The 16,872-nt window shown below is 68.9% G+C and carries 15 protein-coding genes; 8 read left to right on the plus strand and 7 right to left on the minus strand.

What is annotated here, in order from left to right; genetic code table 11:
- Positions 1–91: 91 nt before the first annotated feature.
- Positions 92–1,384 carry a YVTN family beta-propeller repeat protein gene (locus tag ACFOWZ_RS35570; protein ID WP_382378319.1) on the minus strand — a complete coding sequence of 431 codons (1,293 nt, stop codon included), beginning with the start codon at positions 1,382–1,384 and terminating at the stop codon, positions 92–94.
- A gap of 36 nt (positions 1,385–1,420) precedes the next feature.
- Positions 1,421–1,915 carry a GNAT family N-acetyltransferase gene (locus ACFOWZ_RS35575; protein WP_382378320.1) on the minus strand — a complete coding sequence of 165 codons (495 nt, stop codon included), beginning with the start codon at positions 1,913–1,915 and terminating at the stop codon, positions 1,421–1,423.
- A gap of 84 nt (positions 1,916–1,999) precedes the next feature.
- Between ACFOWZ_RS35575 and ACFOWZ_RS35580 the strand changes: the two genes are divergently transcribed.
- Together ACFOWZ_RS35580 and ACFOWZ_RS35585 are read left to right on the plus strand one after the other, a co-directional pair.
- Complete coding sequence (locus tag ACFOWZ_RS35580; protein WP_035914006.1) at positions 2,000–2,497, plus strand: RNA polymerase sigma factor; 498 nt, start codon at positions 2,000–2,002, stop codon at positions 2,495–2,497.
- The gene (locus ACFOWZ_RS35585; RefSeq protein WP_382378321.1) at positions 2,490–3,365 is read left to right on the plus strand and encodes a hypothetical protein; all 876 of its coding nucleotides are present in this window, start codon (positions 2,490–2,492) and stop codon (positions 3,363–3,365) included. Before ACFOWZ_RS35580 ends, ACFOWZ_RS35585 begins: the two co-directional genes overlap by 8 nt.
- On the opposite strand, the gene ACFOWZ_RS35590 is transcribed toward ACFOWZ_RS35585, so the two are convergent.
- Positions 3,366–4,691 (minus strand): serine/threonine-protein kinase, encoded by a 1,326-nt coding sequence (locus ACFOWZ_RS35590; RefSeq protein ID WP_382378322.1) that lies wholly within the window; start codon positions 4,689–4,691, stop codon positions 3,366–3,368.
- 69 nt (positions 4,692–4,760) lie between these two features.
- Between ACFOWZ_RS35590 and ACFOWZ_RS35595 the strand changes: the two genes are divergently transcribed.
- The 3 genes from ACFOWZ_RS35595 (at position 4,761) to ACFOWZ_RS35605 (ending at position 7,864) form a co-directional block, all read left to right on the plus strand.
- A complete protein-coding gene (locus ACFOWZ_RS35595) occupies positions 4,761–5,717 on the plus strand; it encodes a magnesium transporter CorA family protein (RefSeq protein WP_382378323.1) in 957 nt (318 codons plus the stop codon).
- Between the two features lie 4 nt (positions 5,718–5,721).
- A complete protein-coding gene (locus ACFOWZ_RS35600; protein WP_382378324.1) occupies positions 5,722–6,489 on the plus strand; it encodes an enoyl-CoA hydratase/isomerase family protein in 768 nt (255 codons plus the stop codon).
- Positions 6,490–6,760: 271 nt separating this feature from the next.
- The gene (locus ACFOWZ_RS35605; RefSeq protein ID WP_382378325.1) at positions 6,761–7,864 is read left to right on the plus strand and encodes a hypothetical protein; all 1,104 of its coding nucleotides are present in this window, start codon (positions 6,761–6,763) and stop codon (positions 7,862–7,864) included.
- A gap of 105 nt (positions 7,865–7,969) precedes the next feature.
- On the opposite strand, the gene ACFOWZ_RS35610 is transcribed toward ACFOWZ_RS35605, so the two are convergent.
- Positions 7,970–8,797 (minus strand): hypothetical protein, encoded by an 828-nt coding sequence (locus tag ACFOWZ_RS35610; RefSeq protein WP_382378326.1) that lies wholly within the window; start codon positions 8,795–8,797, stop codon positions 7,970–7,972.
- Between the two features lie 30 nt (positions 8,798–8,827).
- Positions 8,828–9,283, minus strand: coding sequence for an SLATT domain-containing protein (locus ACFOWZ_RS35615; RefSeq protein WP_382378327.1), 456 nt, complete (start codon positions 9,281–9,283; stop codon positions 8,828–8,830).
- Between the two features lie 35 nt (positions 9,284–9,318).
- Between ACFOWZ_RS35615 and ACFOWZ_RS35620 the strand changes: the two genes are divergently transcribed.
- On the plus strand, positions 9,319–10,011 hold the full coding sequence (locus ACFOWZ_RS35620; RefSeq protein ID WP_382378328.1) for a PIG-L deacetylase family protein: 693 nt from the start codon (positions 9,319–9,321) through the stop codon (positions 10,009–10,011).
- Positions 10,012–10,344: 333 nt separating this feature from the next.
- Here ACFOWZ_RS35620 and ACFOWZ_RS35625 read toward each other — a convergent pair whose 3' ends face one another.
- Positions 10,345–11,637 (minus strand): UDP-glucose dehydrogenase family protein, encoded by a 1,293-nt coding sequence (locus ACFOWZ_RS35625; RefSeq protein WP_382378329.1) that lies wholly within the window; start codon positions 11,635–11,637, stop codon positions 10,345–10,347.
- Positions 11,637–12,968 (minus strand): glycosyltransferase family 4 protein, encoded by a 1,332-nt coding sequence (locus tag ACFOWZ_RS35630; RefSeq protein WP_382378330.1) that lies wholly within the window; start codon positions 12,966–12,968, stop codon positions 11,637–11,639. The genes ACFOWZ_RS35625 and ACFOWZ_RS35630 overlap by 1 nt, the downstream gene beginning before the upstream one ends.
- Before the next feature lie 110 nt (positions 12,969–13,078).
- Between ACFOWZ_RS35630 and ACFOWZ_RS35635 the strand changes: the two genes are divergently transcribed.
- Positions 13,079–15,079, plus strand: a complete 2,001-nt coding sequence (locus ACFOWZ_RS35635) for a glycosyltransferase (protein WP_382378331.1) — start codon at positions 13,079–13,081, stop codon at positions 15,077–15,079.
- A 2-nt stretch (positions 15,080–15,081) separates the two neighbouring features.
- A partial coding sequence (gene asnB, locus ACFOWZ_RS35640) for an asparagine synthase (glutamine-hydrolyzing) (RefSeq protein WP_382378332.1) occupies positions 15,082–16,872 on the plus strand: 1,791 nt, incomplete at its 3' end.

Consider the following 16,872-nt stretch of genomic DNA (forward strand, 5'->3'; position numbering starts at 1 on the left):
GCGGCGGTCACCGGAGGACATCCCTCGACCCGGACGCTATGCCGGGCATTTCGTCCGAGTCAAGGGATGTAACAACCGTGACTGATATTGCCTACAGCAGCGTGATGATCCCGTGCGCCGCAGCGCCACCGTGCTCGTTGTTGCCCGCGTACGAGGCCGTGAAGCCCTGCAGCAGGGTCGACAGCCCGACCAGCAACGACACGTTCGCGTCGCAGGTGGCCTTGCCGGACGAGTTGGTGGTCGCGGTGCAGAGCGGGTTGCCCTTCACCGTGCGGAACACGATCTGCTGACCGGCGACCGGCGCCCCGGTGTGCTTCTCGGTCAGCGTCGCGTCGAGCGAGCGGACCGTGAAGCCGAGGAGCCGCACCTGCAGCTGAGCACTCCCTGCCACGAGCTTCGACGCGGCGGGCGGCACGAAGTTGATCGCGATGCCCACCGGGCGCTGGCCGACCGCGATGGAGCCGGAGACCGTGTTGGACGCCGTGTCGATGACCGACACCGTGTTGCTGTTGTAGTTCGTGACGTAGGCGCTCGCACCGTCCGGCGTGAGGGCCACGCCGATCGGACGGTCACCGACGAAGATCTTCTGCGTTTCCACCATCGCCGCCAGATCCACGACGGACACCGAGTCGAACTCGCTGTTCGTCACGTACGCACGCGTTCCGTTGGGCAGCAACGCGATGCCGTGCGGCGTGAAGCCGACGGCGGCGGTGCCGACCACGGTGCGCGTGGCGACGTCGATGGCGGAGACGCTGTCGGAACCCTTGTTCACCACGTACATCCGGGTGCCGTCGGCGGACGCCGCGATGGCGGTGGACGCGCTGCCCACCGGAATCGTGGTGACGACCGCGTTGGCCGTGGTGTCGATGACCGAGACACTGCTCGGGCCGGGGACGTCGTGCGTGACGTAGACGGCCTTGCCGTCCTTCGTGACGACGACGCCGTCGGCGTTCGGGCCGACGTTGATGGTCGCGGTGACCGTCAGCGTGGCCGTGTCGACCACGGAGACGGTGCCGTCCCCGTAGTTGGTGACGTAGACGAAACCGCCACCGGGCGCGACCGCCACACCAGCCGGGTGGCTCCCGACGGGTACGGACTTGTCGACCGTGTTGGTCGGCGTGTCGATGATCGTCAACGTGTTCTGCACGGTGTTCGTCACGTAGCCGCGGGTTCCGTCGAAGGCGACCGCTGCCATGTACGGCGTGCTGCCGTCACCGTCAGAGATCGTCTCGGACACCGCGTTCGTGGCCGTGTCGATCACCGACACCCCGCCGCCGTTGTTGGCGACATAACCCAGAACCCGACCGGCGGGAGCCGCCGAGGCCGGGGTCACCACCAGTGCCGCGGTGACGGCAGATGCCATCACCAGTGGACGCAACCGCATGTTCAATGCCTCCTGGCGCGCGTCATCCCGACCTCTTCAGGACATCGCGAAAGGAGGAGGGGGCGTTAGCCTCTTCAGAGTCTTCTCGAACCAGTGGTCGGCGTACTGGGCGTCGTTGTAGCGGTCTATCTCGGCAAAACCGTGCTTTGCGTACAGGGTTCGTGCCTCTACGAGGTCGTTGCGCGTGTCGAGCCGCAGCGTCGTGACGCCGCGCTCGACCGCTTCCGCCTCCATCGCCTTCAGCAACGCGGAAGCCGCGCCCTGTCCGCGAAACGGCGTCCGCACGAACATCCGCGTGAGCTCGCCGGTCACGTCGTCGAGGAAGCGCATGCCGAGACAGCCCGCCTCCTCGCCGTCGCGGGAGACCACGAGGAACACGGGCACGTCGTGGTCCTGCTCGTCGCGTTCGTAGGCGTCGATCTCGACGTCGTTCGCGGGCCGCCCCCAGTAGCGGCTGATCATCTCCGCGTTGTACTCGCGGTTGAGCGGCGAGCGCGCGGCGTCGGCGACCGCCACGGTCCAGTTGGTCATGCGACCATCATCAAGAGCACGTCCACCGAATTGTGACCCACGTCACTGCAACACTCGTGCCGCGAGAAGCCAACTGGGGGCGTGATGTTCGCGGAGCTGTTCGACGAGCACGCCCATCCGCTGCACCGATATCTGGCGCGCCGGGTGGGCGTCGACGTGGCCGACGACCTCGTCAGCGAGACGTTCCTGGCCGCCATGCGCGGCAAGGAGAGTTACGACCCGGAGAGGGGCAGCGTCGTCGGCTGGCTCTACGGCATCGCGACGAACCTGTTGCGCGGCCACGCCAAACGCGAGCTGCGCCTGTTGCGCACCGCCGAGCGGTACGGGGTGGACCTCAGTGTCGCCGAGTCGCTGGAGCACACGGTGGTCACCCGCGTCGACGCCCGCGCGCACCTGCGGCTGATCGCCGGTGAGCTGGCCAGGATGCCGGACGTCGACCGCGACCTGCTGCTGCTCGTGTCGCTGGCCGGGCTCACCAAGCAGGAGGCGGCGGAGGCCCTCGGCATGAACCCCGCCACCGCACGATCCCGGCTGCACCGCCTGCGCACCAAGCTCAAGGAACTGGAGCTCCGCAATGCGTGACCTGCTGGACGACGACATCGCCGAGCTGTACCCCGTGCGGGGCAGCGACGACGTGCGCCTGGCCCGGCTGCGCGAACAGCTCTTCACCGAGGCGCCGAAACGACGCCCCTCGCGCAACTGGATCGGCATCGCCGCCGCCGTCGTCGCGGTCGTGATGATCACCGGGCTCGTGGTGGTGCTGCGGCCCGCGCACCGCGACGCGCCCGCGACGATGCCGGTCACCCCGGCCACGTCGTTGCAGGAGGCCGCGACGATCCTCGAGCTGGCCGAGAAGCCGACCGCGAAGTACCGGCACCTCAAGTACCTGATCTGGCAGACGATCACCATCAACCAGGTGGAGGAGAAGGTCGCCTTCGGCGCCACCGCCCTCGAGTTCGAGATCAACGTGTGGGTCCCCTCCACCGAGGGCGAGGTGGTCGTCATCTACCGCAAGTTCACCGGGCGCTCGCGGCCGGTCGCGGGTGCGCAGGAGTCGATCGAACGCCTCGCGCAGATGGGCGACAACGGCCCGCGCCTGTGGGGCACGTTCTGCTCGGCCACGCCGTGCAAGGAGACGAGCCTCGCGCTGCCGTTGCCCGTGGATCCCGTGCAGAGGATGGAGGCGACCTCGAGCAGGTTGCTGTCACCGTTCACGACCAACGAGGAGCTGGCGGCGACCTACCGCGAGCTCGCCGCCACACCCGGCATCCACTGGGAGAACGGGACGGTGACCCTCGACGGCGCCAGGACCTCGTTCCGCATCGATCCGGCGACAGGGCGGGTCACCGGGTCCGTGCAGGACAAGCCCGCGGGCAGCCCGTTGCCCGACGACACCGCGACGATGACGGTCGACGTCACCGTCGAGTGGACCGACAGAAGCCCGTCCTGATCAACGGCCGTCGTAGGACCGCGGCAGGTACCAGGCCAGAGCGGCGCGCAGCTCGGCGACCTCGCGCTCGCGCCGCCGCCTGGTCCGCTCGTGGGCGATCGGGAACACCCGCACACCGCCGTGGTGCGCGCCGAAGAAGCGGCGTGGCGCCGGATCCTTCAGCCAGACGACGACCCACGGCCGTTTCTTGTGCGGCACCACACGCACCCGTGCGAGCTCGTACCACCAGTACTGGTGGAACTTGCCGTTGCGAGTTGTGGCGATGCCTTCACGGCTGATCTCGATGACGACCTTGCGCCGGGCCGCGGCGCCGAAGAACCGCACCGCGCGCACGACCAGCACGCAGAACGCGGCCAGCGCCAGCAGCTGCGTGGCGCCGTTGGCCTTCGCGGCGGGGTCGGCGATCGCGGCGGCGAGCAGGGCCGCGGCGAGGTTCAGCACGCCCCACGCCGTGGGCACGATCCGCGACGTCGAGAACGTCGCGGCGGCGGGCGTCATCGGCGCGGGCAGCTTGGTGGTCGGCGGCTTCGGCGTCACGACCTGCGCGATCATGCGGGTCACCTCGGCCGGGTCCGGGCGCTTGGCCGGGTCGCGGTGCATGCACTTCTGCACCAGCGGGCGCAGCGGCTTCGGCACTCCGTCGAGGTCCGGTTCGCCGTGCGCGGCCCGGTACAGCAGCGTCGCGGTAGGGCCCTCGCCGAACGGGCCCTTGCCCGTCGCCGCGTAGACCAGCACCGCGCCGAGCGCGAAGACGTCCGACGGCGGTGCGACCTCCTGGCCGGTGATCTGCTCCGGCGAGAGGAAGCCCGGCGTGCCGAAGACCATGCCGGTCTCGGTGAGCGCGGTGTGCTCCATCGCGCGCGAGATGCCGAAGTCGATCACGCGTGGACCGTCGGCGCCGAGCAGCACGTTCGACGGCTTGAGGTCGCGGTGCACGAGGCCCGCCCGGTGGATCGCGGTCAGCGCCTCGGCGAGGCCCTCCGCCAGCCGGCGCAGGTGGTGCTCGGGCAGCGGGCCGTGCCGTTCGATGGCTTCCTGCAGCGTCGGGCCGGGCACGTACTCGGTCGCCATCCACGGCCGGGCCGCGCGCGTGTCCGCGTCCACGACGGCGGCGGTGCCGGCGCTGCCGACCGCGCGGGCCATCTGCACCTCGCGGCGGAACCGCTCGCGGAACTTCGGGTCGTCGGCGAGCTCGGCGCGGGCGACCTTGACGGCGACCTGCCGCCCATCGCTGCCTTGTCCCAGGTAGACCGTTCCCATGGCACCACGACCAAGCCTGCCCAGGAGCAGGTAGTCGCCTATGCGTTGTGGTTGGTCCACCTTCACCGGATCGAGGGTAGCGGGAACTCGGGCTGGAACCTCACATCTGAGTAGATCTACGTATCGTTGTCACCCATGGGCCGGACCCGCTTGTACCGCAACGGCGAACTGGTGGACCGGGACTTCCCGGTCGCCGACGTCGCGAACCACCTCCAAGATCCGTCCGCGATCGTGTGGTTCGACCTGTGCGCGCCGTCTCAGGACGAGACAGGTCTGCTGCGCGACGAGCTGGGTCTGCACGAGCTCGCGATCGAGGACGCCTTCTCCGGACGTCAGCGCCCCAAGGTCGACCGCTATCCCACCCACCTGTTCCTCAGCGTCTACGCGGTCCGCTACTCCGGACACGAGATCAGGACGTGCGAGGTCGACGTCTTCGTGGCTCGCAACGCACTCGTGACGGTGCGCGAGAGCGAGGACTACGACCTGGCCGGGGTGCTGCGCCGCTGGGACGCCGCGCCGGCGCTGGCGAAGAGCGGGATCGGGTTCCTGCTGCACGGCCTGCTCGACGACGTCGTGGACGGCCACTACGCGGCGGCCCAGCAGCTCGACGACGACATCGAGGCCCTCGAGGACCGGATCTACGAGGAGAAGCCGCACGTGGGCCGCAAGGCGCTGCGGCTGCGGCGCGCCCTGGTGCAGCTGCGGCGGGTCGCGCTGCCGATGCGCGAGGTGCTGGGGTCGCTCGTGCACCGCGAGCACGACCTCGTGGACGACGTGATGATGCCGTACTACCTCGACGTCAAGGACCACACGCTGTTCACGGCGGAACTGACCGAGTCGATGCGCGAGCTGGTCACGAACCTGCGCGAGGCCGAGGTCGCGGTGCAGGGCAACCGGCTCAACTCGATCATGAAGAAGGTGACCAGCTGGGCCGCGATCATCGCGGTGCCGACCGCGATCTCGGGCTATTACGGCATGAACGTGCCGTACCCCGGCTTCGAGAAGCCGTGGGGCTTCTGGGTCTCCACGCTGGGCATCTTCGGCCTGTCCTACCTGCTGTACGTGATGTTCAAGCGCCGCGATTGGTTGTGAGAAGTTGAAGATCCACCTGACCCGACGGGACGAGCTCGCGATCATCACGATCGACGCGCCGCCGCTCAACCTCTACTCGCTCGACCTCGACGCGGAGTTCCACGAGGCCCTGGACGAGCTGGGCGACGCGCGGGCGCTGCTGGTCAACGCGACGGGCAAGGTCGTGAGCGGCGGCGTTGACGTGTCGCTGTTCGCCGCGCAGGAGTACCGCGAGGAGGCCCAGCAGCTGTTCGACCGCATGCTGCTGCTCCCCCAACGCCTCGCCGCCCTGCCGATCCCCACCGTCTTCGCCGCCCACGCCCTGTGCCTGACCTGGGCGTTCGAGCTGGCGGTGGCGTGCGACCTGATCGTGGCCGCCTCGGGCGCGCGGTTCGGGCTGGTGGAGAAGGTGGTGGGCCTGACGCCGACCATGGGCGGCACGCAACGCCTGGCGGCGCGCGCGGGCGTCGGGCGCGCGAAGGAGTTCGTGATGACGGGCGATCTCTACGACGCTATGACGCTGGAGCGGTGGAACGTCGTCAACCGCGTGTTCCCGGACGAGGGCTTCGCGCTGGCGGCCGAGCAGTTCGCTCTGTCTCTCGCCGTCGGACCGACCCAGGCGCACTTCGCAACCAAACAGGTGCTGGCACATTTCGAGAACGGCGGCGTTCCGGAGGCCGACGCTCATGTCACGACGATCGCGTCCGCCCTCTTCGAGACCGAAGATCTGCCACGCGCCGTGCACAGCTTCCTCACGGACGGTCCCGGCCGCGCGACATTCACGGGTCGCTGACGTCACACATCAAGGTTTCCAATGGCTCGGTGATAAAACCGTGATCTGCCTGCTCACACGGATGGAGTATTCCCGGCCGCACGGAAGATGATGTTGCGGCACAAGGAGATCCGCTTGACTCCTCACGTCGTCCCGTGCAGTGTGCTGTGCGTTCAACGGCCCCGTACGAAAACTCGGTCGCACGAGTGCGTACAAATTCCGCAACGGCCGACGACACAATTAGTGAGTTCACGGTCCCCCGTCGTGAACTCGCGTGGAGGTAGATCCAGCCGTGAAACTGAGATTGGCCGTACTGCTGACCGGTGGTGTCATCGCGTTGGCCGCCTGCTCCCCGACGAAGGCGGCCCAACCGACACCGATCGCGGACAGCACCAGCGCCACCTCGACCAGCACGTCCAGCAGTTCCCCCGCCCCGAGCAGCTCGGCGGCCCCCAGCAGCTCCGCACTTCCGTCCGCGACGAACGGCCCCGTGAAGCCGCCCAACAACCCCGGCACCCCCGCGCCGGCCGGTTCACCGGGCTGGAAGCTCACCCAGGCCAACACCGGCCTGGCCGCGCACGGCCTGAACTGCGACTCCCTGCCCGTCTACACCGGCCCCGCAGCCCCCGGTGCGGGCACGGTGATCTCGGGCAAGCGCATCGAGCAGGCCCTTGTCCTGTTCGCGGGCAACATCACCATCGAGAAGTCCTGCATCCGCCCGGCCAAGCTCAACGAGGCCGCCCCCCTCGTCACGACCAACGGCCCGTGCGGCAGCAACTCGTGCCAGGTCACCGGCGCCCCGGTGACCATCCGCGACTCGAACATCGACGCCTCCAAGCTCTCCGCGTCGACCATCGCGAAGTCCTGCGCGTTCCTCGGCGTCGGCACCCTGCAGCGCAACTACATCACCGGCATGGGTTCCGGCATCTGCTTCTACAACACGGGCAGCACCCTCAACGGCCTGGCCGAGGGCAACTACGTCCGCGGCCTGCGCACGGCCGGCGACGCGCACAACGACGGCGCCACCGTCCGCGACTTCCCGCTGGACAAGAACGCCGGCCGCACCCTGACGTTCCGCAACAACCGGATCGACTGCTCGACCGGCCAGGACACCGGCGCGCTGTTCATCCAGACCTACGGCGACGACATCGACAACGTCACCGTCGAGGGCAACCTGCTGGAGGGCGGCGGCTACCAGCTCGGGCTGGAGTCGAGCCACGGGAACCAGTACGGGCGGAACATGAAGGCCATCAACAACCGGTTCACCGGTAGTGGGTGGGGCGCGGCTTATGTCACCGCCAACGGGGTCGGGTACAAGTGGGCGGTCTGGCAGGAGAACTACCTGATGGATGCCAACGCGCCGGACGCCAAGGGGAAGCCCGCGGGCTCGCCGTGACGTCGGCAGGTGCGTGACCTGGCCGTCTTCGCTCCCGAATCCCCCGCGGGAGCGGAGGCGGCCTGGTCGACGGTTCTGAAGGCGCTGGTGGCCGCCTGGCCGACCTCACGGGTTGTGGAACACGCTGACGAACGCCCTCTCGAACCTCCCCGCCGCCAAATCCGCACGCTGCATCACCCAGTGCACCGTCGCTCCCTCGTAGTCGTCCACCTCCACCTGCCAGTCCGCGAGCAGCACCCAGTCCGCGGCATCGGACGACACCTCCCACCCGTTCGCCTTCCCTGCCCGCACGGCGTCGGGCACGGCCCCGGCGACCGGGTCGGACTCGATGCACTCCTCGTCGGCGTAGCCCCCGATCTGCAGCTCGCCAAGAGGCGCGACGTCCTCACGCACGTCCTCCCACAGCGAGGCGAGATCCTCCGACCGCGGATGGCCAGGAAGCGGCCGCCCGTCCGGCAGCGGGAGCGAGCCGTGACAGGGCAGGGACACGTCGGCCTTCAGCCGCAGCGGGCCCTGCGGGAACGCCTTCATCAACGCCTCGTACTCGTCCCAGCCGCCCTCGTCCCAGGCGAGCTCGTCCCGTTCCTCCACGGCCGCGCCGGCCGGGACGTGCACCACGCTGCCCATCGAGTTGCACTCGACCTGCGGGAAGGCGAAGAACAACAGGCGGCCGTCGACAGGTAACTGCAGGTCCGTCACGTCCGGAGGCAGAGCGGCGAGGTCGATCCACCCGACGTACGGGTGCGCGGGATCCGGAACACCAGCCGGCAGCAGGAGCGGGCCGCCGAACTCGCCCACGACCGGGCCGTCCCCTCGACGGGTCAGCGTGGCGCAGGGGCGGGCCTGAGCCAGCCACCGGTCCACGTCGGCGGCCGGGATGCCCTGCGCGAGCGCCTCGTCGCGGAAGGGGGTCAACCGGCGATCAGGAGTCATGACCAGAACCGTAGCGACGAGGTCTGACAGTCAGGCGTTGTCGCGGAACCGAAGCCAGCGCGTGCTCAAGGAGTCCCAGATCTCCTGGTAGCGCTGGAACATCTCGTGCACGCGTTCGGGATCGATCTCCGTGGCCGGCGTTGAGGCGATGTAGTAGGAGAGGTCGTCCTCCAGCCGATGGAACCGATAGCTCGCGTCCTCCATCAGCACCCACAACGACCGCCACGCGAAGAACGGCTCCAACGCCGACACCACGGTCACCACCGCCACCAACGAGAAGGCCGTGCCCGTCCACGGGTCCAGGTTCTGCAGGCCGAGGATGATCGTCGATGCGGCCGAAAGGACCAACGTGGTCAGCCGAATCACGACGGACTTCCAGCGGAACCGGTGCTTTCGGGAGTGGGCGTAGGAGTGTCCCCGCGCGATCTGGGTGCGGAGGTGGTGGGCCAGTTCTAGCGGCTTCAGGCCGGACGGCAAGTCGGTCACGGGCCGCACAATAGTTTCCGGGTACGGTCGCCCGCGTGCAGTCAGCCGGACCCAGAACCCTGCTCGCCGTTCACGCCCACCCGGGCGACGAGTCGACGGCGACCGGGGGCATGCTCGCGCACTACGCCAGACAGGGCGTTCGGACCGTGGTGGTGACGTGTACCAACGGCGAGTTCGACGACGCGCCCAGTGGTGCGGTGCCCGGTGAGGTCGGGCATCACCCCAAGGCCGTGGCGGCGCACCGGAGGGCCGAGTTGCAGGCCGCGTGCGACGCGTTGGGGATCTCGGACCTGGAACTGCTGGGCTACCACGACTCCGGGCACACCGGCGAGGTGCCGGAGGGCGGGTTCTGCACGATTCCCGTGGAGACCGCCGCCGGACGGCTGGCCGCGTTGATCGAGCACTACCAGCCTCAGGTCGTGGTCACGCACTACAGCTCGCACCGCGACCACATGCACGTGATCCGGGTGGCCAAGCTCGCCGTGTACCGCACGGGAATCCCGGTGAAGCTCTACCTCACGGCCAAGGACGGTTCCACCACGATCGACATCAGCGAGGTGGCCGACGAGAAGCGCAAGGCGTTGCAGTGTCACGCCAGCCAGCAGGTGCACGGGGCGTTCGCCTTGCAGGAGCACTACTTCCGCGCTCTCGACACGACGAACGCCCCGTTGCCGGAGACCGACCTGTTCGCGGGCGTGACGACCCACGGACCGGACCTGCCTCGCTGACTCACCTGACCAGAAGCCTGTCCGCAACGCTCGCGATGAACGGCGCATTCGTGCACCTGAGGTGAACAAATGCGCCGTTCATCACGAGCGGGGACAGCTCAGAGGGGCAACATGGAGAGCAGGCCGTGCGCGAGCTCGCTCGCCTGTGCGAGCAGGCCGCTCGCCTGGTGCACGAGACCGTTGACCAAGTCCATGAGTCCAGCCACGACTGGGTTCCTCCCGACGAACCCCGGCGGGCCGGTCCCGCCGGGTGTTGCCGGGAATCAAAGCGCTAGCACACGAACGCCGCGCGCCCTGTCACACCATTGAGCTAAATGGACTGTCTCAAATGGACTAGCGGCCCAGCGACGTGCAGGTGAAGCCCGCACGGCGGATGACGTCCGGGTCCAGGATGTTGCGGGTGTCGACGACCACCGGCTGCCGCACGGTCTCGGCGAGGCGCGCCCAGTCCAGGGATCGGAAGTCCGGCCACTCGGTGAGCACGACCAGCGCGTCGACGTCCTTGGCCGCCTGGTACGGATCGTCCACAACGGACACCGAACCGAGATCCGTGCCACCGGTCAGCGCCGGGTCGTAACCGACCAGCTCGGCACCTGCCTGTCGCAACAGAGCCGCCACGGCCAACGCCGGTGAATCGCGCAGGTCGTCCGTGCCCGCCTTGAACGTCAGGCCCAGCAGGCCGAGGCGCACGTGGGACAGCGACCCGCCGCGCTTGCCGGTGACCGCGAGCCTGATCTTCTCGACCATCCGCAGGCGCTGGCGCTCGTTCGTGTCGATCGTGGCGCGCAGCAGGCGGAACTCGAAGTCGGCGGCGTCGGCGACCTGGAGCAGCGCGTGGGTGTCCTTGGGCAGGCACGAACCGCCCCAGCCGGGGCCGGGGTTCAGGAAGGCCTGGCCGATGCGCTTGTCGTAGCCCATGCCCTCGGTGACGTCGGTGATGTTCGCGCCGAGCCGCTCGCACAGCTCCGCCACCGCGTTGACGTACGAGAGCTTCATCGCGAGGAAGCAGTTCGCCGCGTACTTGACCATCTCGGCCGACGCGGCGTCGGTCAGGACCGTCGGCGCGCCGAGGCGGGCGTACAGGGCGGCCACGCGCTCGGCCGCGTCCTGCTGGTCGCAGCCGACGACGATCCGGTCGGGGTTCAGGAAGTCGTGCACCGCCGAGCCCTCGCGGAGGAACTCGGGGTTCGACACGACGGCGACGTCGTCACGGCGCAGCAGCTCGGCCGTGCGGATCGACGTGCCCACCGGCACGGTCGACTTGTTGACGATCACGCAGCCGGACGGCAACAGGTCGCGCGTTTCGTCCACAACGGACTCGACGGCCTGGAGGTCCGCGATGCCGCCGACGCCCATCGGGGTCGGCACGCAGAGGAACACGACCTCGGCGTCGGCCACGGCGGCCGAGGCACCGAGCACGAACGACAGGCGGCCGGACGCGAGGCCCTCGGACACCAGCTCGGCGAGCCGGGGTTCGAGGATGTCGACCTCGCCGCGCGAGAGCCGTTCGACCTTCGAGGCGTCGACATCCGCGCACACGACGCGGTGGCCGAGGGAGGCGAGGCAGGCGCCCGTGGTCAGACCGACGTACCCGGTGCCGACGACCGCGATCCTTCTGACGAACATCATTCTCCCGTTCGGTTCACGGCGAACCCGCGGAGCGCGGCGTCGTCGCTCACGTCGATCATCTTGTTGCCCCACTGGTCGGTTCCCGCCGTCAGCGAGGGCCTGCCGTCGGGGAACGGGCCGCGCGAGACGAAGCCGGTGAGCCCGTCGAACACCGCCACGTAGTTCTCGGCCTGCGGGCGCCAGTCGAGCTCCGCCTCGCAGCGGCGGCGGCCCTCGAAGCCGAGACGGCCACGGCGTTCCGCGTCGTCGAGCAGGTCGAGCAGGGACGTGGTGAACGCCTCGACGTCACCCGGCTCGACGTAGACGGCGCAGTCGCCGGCGGACACCACGGTCTCCGTCAGCCGGTACGAGACGACCGGCAGCGCGTAGGCCATGTACTCCATGGTCTTGTTCATAGTGGACACGTCGTTCAAAGGCGACAACGGGTCCGGGCCCAGTCCGACCGACGAAGTCGACAGGTAACGGGTGATCTGTTCGGGCCCAACACGTCCGGTGAACTCGACGTACGGATCGAGTCCCCACGCCGTGGCCTGCTTCTTCAGGTCTTCGAGGCAGTCGCCGAAGCCCAGCAGCGCGAACCGGACGTCGGTGCGGCCGCGGTCGAAAACAACTCTCCGTGCGACTTCCAGGACGCCGTCGACGCCGTCCTGCGGTCCCATGATTCCCAGATACGCCACCAAGTGTTTGCCGCCGCGTCGCAGCTCGTCCACGCCCTCGACAGGCCGCATCACGGTCGTGTCCGGACCGGAGCGCACGACGGTGGTGTGCTCGGGCGGCACGGAGCCGCGCGTCCACGCGATCTTCTGGTACGAGGTGTTGGTCGACGTCACCCGGTTGGCCGTCCGGAACGTCCGGCGCTCCAGCCACTTGAGGATCCGGTACTGCAGCTTGCCCGCCGCGCCCTTCGGCTCACCGAAGCGGGACAGGAAGACCTCGGGGTTGAGGTCGTGGTGGTCGAAGACGAACTTGACCCCGCCGAGCCGCCACAGCAGGGCGAGCGCCCAGTAGGTGTCTGGCGGGTTGCACGCCTGCATGACGTCGAACCGCCTGCGGGCGCGGACCTTCACGCTCAGCAACGCGGTGCGCACCCAGCAGTACAGGAACTCCCACGCGTAGCCCAGCGCGCCTTCCGCCTGGGGCGGCGGAGCGTACTTGTACAGGTGCACTCCGTCGAGGAGTTGGTAAGCGGGATCACCCGGTCCCTTGGGGCAGATCACCGAAACCTCGTACCCGGCGGCGGTGAGGGCTCGGCATTCCAGCCACACCCGGCGGTCCAGAGGCACGGGGAGGTTCTGCACGATGATCAACACGTGCGGCGATGACGTCACGCCTTATTCTCGTCCGCGAGGGCAAAACGGTTACAGATGCTGCCAATCTCGTAACGAGAGTTCCAAATCGCTCGATGTAGCGGGCACAAGCCCGAGTGCGAGGAGCGGTTGTGGAACGGTCACCTGTCGCGGTGGTCATCGTCACGTACCAGAGCGAACAGGTCATCGCGGGATGCCTGGACTCGCTGCCGGAAGGCACGAAGGTCGTGGTCGTCGACAACGCTTCCACCGACGGCACTGTGGCGGCCGCCACTCGTCCCGGTGTCCAGATCGTGCGCAACCCGGTCAACGGTGGATTCGCGGCCGGCGTGAATCTGGGCATCAAGGCAGCAGAGGGTCACGACGTTCTCGTTCTCAACGCGGACATCCGGTTGCACCCCGGAGCCCTCGAGACGCTCCGTGCCGCCGACAAGCCGATCGTCGTGCCCCGTCTGGTCGACGAGAGCGGCGCGCTGTCCCACTCGCTGCGCCGCACGCCCCGCGCCCTGAAAGCGTTCGCGGAGGCCCTCATCGGCGGTGGCCGCGCCGGACGGATCGGGCTCGGCGAGACCGTCGCCGACGACAAGGCCTACCAGGGCGCGCACGCCGCGGACTGGGCCACGGGCTGCGCGTGGCTGATCAAAAGGGAAGTCATCGAGCAGCACGGCCTTTTGGACGAACGGTACTTCCTCTATTCGGAGGAGACCGACTACATGTTGCGCGCCGGCGGTGTCTGGTTCGAGCCGCGCGCGACGGTCACGCACATCGGCGGCGAGGTGTCCACGAACGCCCGGCTGTGGTCGATGCTCACGGCGAACAAGGTCCGGCTGCACCGCGAGCGGCACGGGCGGTTCGCCGCGTTCTTCATGTGGCTCGCGATGGTGGTGAACGAGGGGCTGCGGGCGCGGTCGCCGAAGCACCGCACGGCGTTGAAGGGGCTTTTCGGGATGCGGCGCTGGCCGGAGGAAGTGGCCTCGGAAGGGCCTGCCTACCTGTGCTTCTCGGCTCAGGACTGGTGGTACCACAACCGGGCGCACTCGGACTTCCAGCTGCTGCGCCGGGTCGCGAAGCACCGCAAGGTGTTGCTGGTCAACAGCATCGGCCTGCGGATGCCCTCGCCCGGCAAGAGCACGCAGTTCCTGCGCCGGATCCTGCGCAAGGCCAAGAGCGTCGCGATGCTGGTGCGTCAGCCGATCCCGGACACGCCGAACTTCTACGTGATGACGCCCGCTCCCCTGCCGTTCTACGGCAAGCCGTGGCTGCGCAAGCTGAACTCCGTCCTCGTACGGGCTCAAGTTCGCATGGTTTGCTGGTTCCTGCGGATGGGCACGCCGGTCGTCGTGGCCACGATTCCCACGGCCTGGGACGTCGTGAAGCCCATGCGGCACAAGGGCCTGATCTTCAACCGCTCGGACCGGCACTCGGCGTTCCCCGAGGCCGACCAGGGCACCATCGCCGCGATGGAGAACCAGCTGCTGTCCAATTCGGACACCGTGCTCTACGTCAGCCGCGCCCTCCAGGAAGAGGAGTCCGCGCTGACCGGTGAGCGCGCGCACTTCCTCGACCACGGCGTGGACGTCGACCACTTCACGCGCCGCGACGAGCTGCCCGCGGACATCGCGTCGATTCCGGGGCCGCGCATCGGGTTCTTCGGCAGCCTCGACGACTACCTGGTCGACTTCGACCTGATCGAGAAGGTCGCGCAGGAGTTCCCCGAGGCGTCCGTGGTGCTGATCGGTGACGCCACCTGCTCGATGGAGCGCTACGCCAAGTACCCCAACGTGCACTGGCTCGACTTCCGCTCGTACGAGCAGATCCCCGGCTACGGCTCGGGTTTCGACGTGGCGCTGATGCCGTGGCTCGACAACGACTGGATCAAGCACGCGAACCCGATCAAGATGAAGGAGTACCTGGCACTCGGCCTCGCCGTGGTGTCCACGGACTTCCCCGAGGTCGAGCGCTACTCCGACGTCATCCGGATCGCGTCCGGCGAGGCCGAGTTCATCGACCAGATCCGGCTGACCCTCAAGGACGGCGGCCTGAAGACTCCTGCCGAGCGGCGCGCGGCCGTGCTGACCGCGTCGTGGGACTCCCGTGCCCGTGAGCTGATGCAGATCGCGGAGGACCGCTGACCATGTGTGGCATCGCAGGCGTCAGAAGGTTCGACGGCACTCCCGTCTCCCCCGAGCTGCTCGCGGAGATGGCGAAGCGGCTGCACCACCGCGGCCCGGACGACAGCGGCTTCTGGGCCGACGGCTCGATCGGCTTCGCCCACACCCGGCTCTCGATCATCGACCTGGCCGGCTCGCCGCAGCCGATGGCGGGCGCGTCGGGCACCACGACGATCGCGTTCAACGGCGAGATCCTGAACTACAAGCAGCTGCGCACCGCGCTCGCGTACCCGTTCAAGACCAGCGGCGACACCGAGGTCCTGCTGGCGCTGTACGAACAGCACGGCGCCGCGGGCGTGTCGAAGCTGCGCGGCCAGTTCGCGTACGCGATCCACGACGCCAAGTCGGGCGAGACGCACCTGTTCCGCGATCGGCTGGGCATCCTGCCGCTGTACTACTACGCGGACGCGCAGATGTTCGCGTTCGCGTCCGAGATCAAGGCACTGCTGCCCGCGATCGGCTCGGCCGAGGTCGACACCGAGTCGCTGCACGACTACCTGGCGCACCGGTCGGTGCCCGCGCCGCACACGCTCGTGCGGGGCGTGCGGAAGGTGCCGCAGGGCCACCACCTGGTCGTTTCGGCGGACGGTTCGGTGCGCACGGAGCCGTACTGGGAGCTGCCGCGCGAGTCGGAGATCCGGCAGGTCACGCCGGAGGAGGCCGTCCGTCTGGTCGACGAGGCGCTGACGGCGTCGGTGCGGGACGCGTTGGTCGCGGACGTGCCCGTCGGCGCGTACCTGTCCGGTGGCGTGGACTCGTCCCTGATCACCGCTCTGGTGGCGCGCGAACGGGGTGACGCCGAGCTGCACACGTTCTCCGCCGGCTTCGGCGACCCGCGCGTCGACGAGCTGCACTGGGCCGAGAAGGTCGCCGGGATGGTCGGCAGCAGGCACCACAGCGTGATCGTGACGGCCGACGACTTCCGCGACAGCTGGGCGAAGCTGTCCTGGCACCGGGACGCCCCGCTGTCCGAGCCCGCCGACGTGGCCGTGTTCCGCCTGGCCGAGCTCGCGCGCAGGGACGTGAAGGTCGTGCTGTCCGGCGAGGGCAGCGACGAGCTCTTCGGCGGCTACCCGAAGTACCGCTTCGCCGCAGCGACACGTCTTGCCGGCGCGCTGCCGTCGTTCGCGTTGCGGCGCCTGGAGAAGGCGCTCCCCGCCTCGAAGGCCCGGCTGGGCATCGCGTTGCGGGCGATCGCCGAACCCTCGTACGCCGAACGGATGCGCGGCTGGTTCGCGCCGTTCACCGTGGCCGAGCGGGCCGCGCTGCTGGGCGGGCCCGCGACGCGTTCGGTGCTGGAGCCGTACGTCAACGGCCGCGGCGATGCGTTGCGCCGCATGCTCTACGCCGACTCGCACACCTGGCTCGCGGACAACCTGCTGGAACGCGGCGACCGCATGTCGATGGCCGCGTCGCTGGAGCTGCGGCCGCCGTTCCTCGACCACCGGGTCGCCGAGCTCGCGTTCTCGTTGCCCAGCAACGTGAAGGTGCGCGGCGGCACGACCAAGTGGGTCGTCAAGGAGGTCGCGCGCCAGCACCTCCCCGCCGACGTCGTGGACCGCCCGAAGTCGGGCTTCAAGGTGCCGCTGGACGCCTGGTTCCGCGACGGCCTGCGCGACATGGCGTACGACCTGCTGACCGGGCCCACGTCGTTCGTGGGCAAGACCTTCGACCGGGCGGCGGTCCGCACGCTGCTCGACGACCACGACTCGGGTGACCGCAACGAGCAGCCGCGCATCTGGACGCTGCTGTCG

Source organism: Lentzea rhizosphaerae (assembly GCF_042649515.1).
GTDB classification, from domain to species: domain Bacteria; phylum Actinomycetota; class Actinomycetes; order Mycobacteriales; family Pseudonocardiaceae; genus Lentzea; species Lentzea aerocolonigenes.

What these genes read in the sequence shown, in the direction of transcription:
- ACFOWZ_RS35580 (WP_035914006.1), top strand. Translation starts at nt 2,000, where the DNA reads ATGTTCGCGGAGCTGTTCGACGAGCACGCCCATCCGCTGCACCGATAT.
- ACFOWZ_RS35610 (WP_382378326.1), bottom strand. Translation starts at nt 8,797, where the DNA reads ATGACTCCTGATCGCCGGTTGACCCCCTTCCGCGACGAGGCGCTCGCG.
- ACFOWZ_RS35575 (WP_382378320.1), bottom strand. Translation starts at nt 1,915, where the DNA reads ATGACCAACTGGACCGTGGCGGTCGCCGACGCCGCGCGCTCGCCGCTC.
- ACFOWZ_RS35570 (WP_382378319.1), bottom strand. Translation starts at nt 1,384, where the DNA reads ATGCGGTTGCGTCCACTGGTGATGGCATCTGCCGTCACCGCGGCACTG.
- ACFOWZ_RS35625 (WP_382378329.1), bottom strand. Translation starts at nt 11,637, where the DNA reads ATGTTCGTCAGAAGGATCGCGGTCGTCGGCACCGGGTACGTCGGTCTG.
- ACFOWZ_RS35585 (WP_382378321.1), top strand. Translation starts at nt 2,490, where the DNA reads ATGCGTGACCTGCTGGACGACGACATCGCCGAGCTGTACCCCGTGCGG.
- ACFOWZ_RS35595 (WP_382378323.1), top strand. Translation starts at nt 4,761, where the DNA reads ATGGGCCGGACCCGCTTGTACCGCAACGGCGAACTGGTGGACCGGGAC.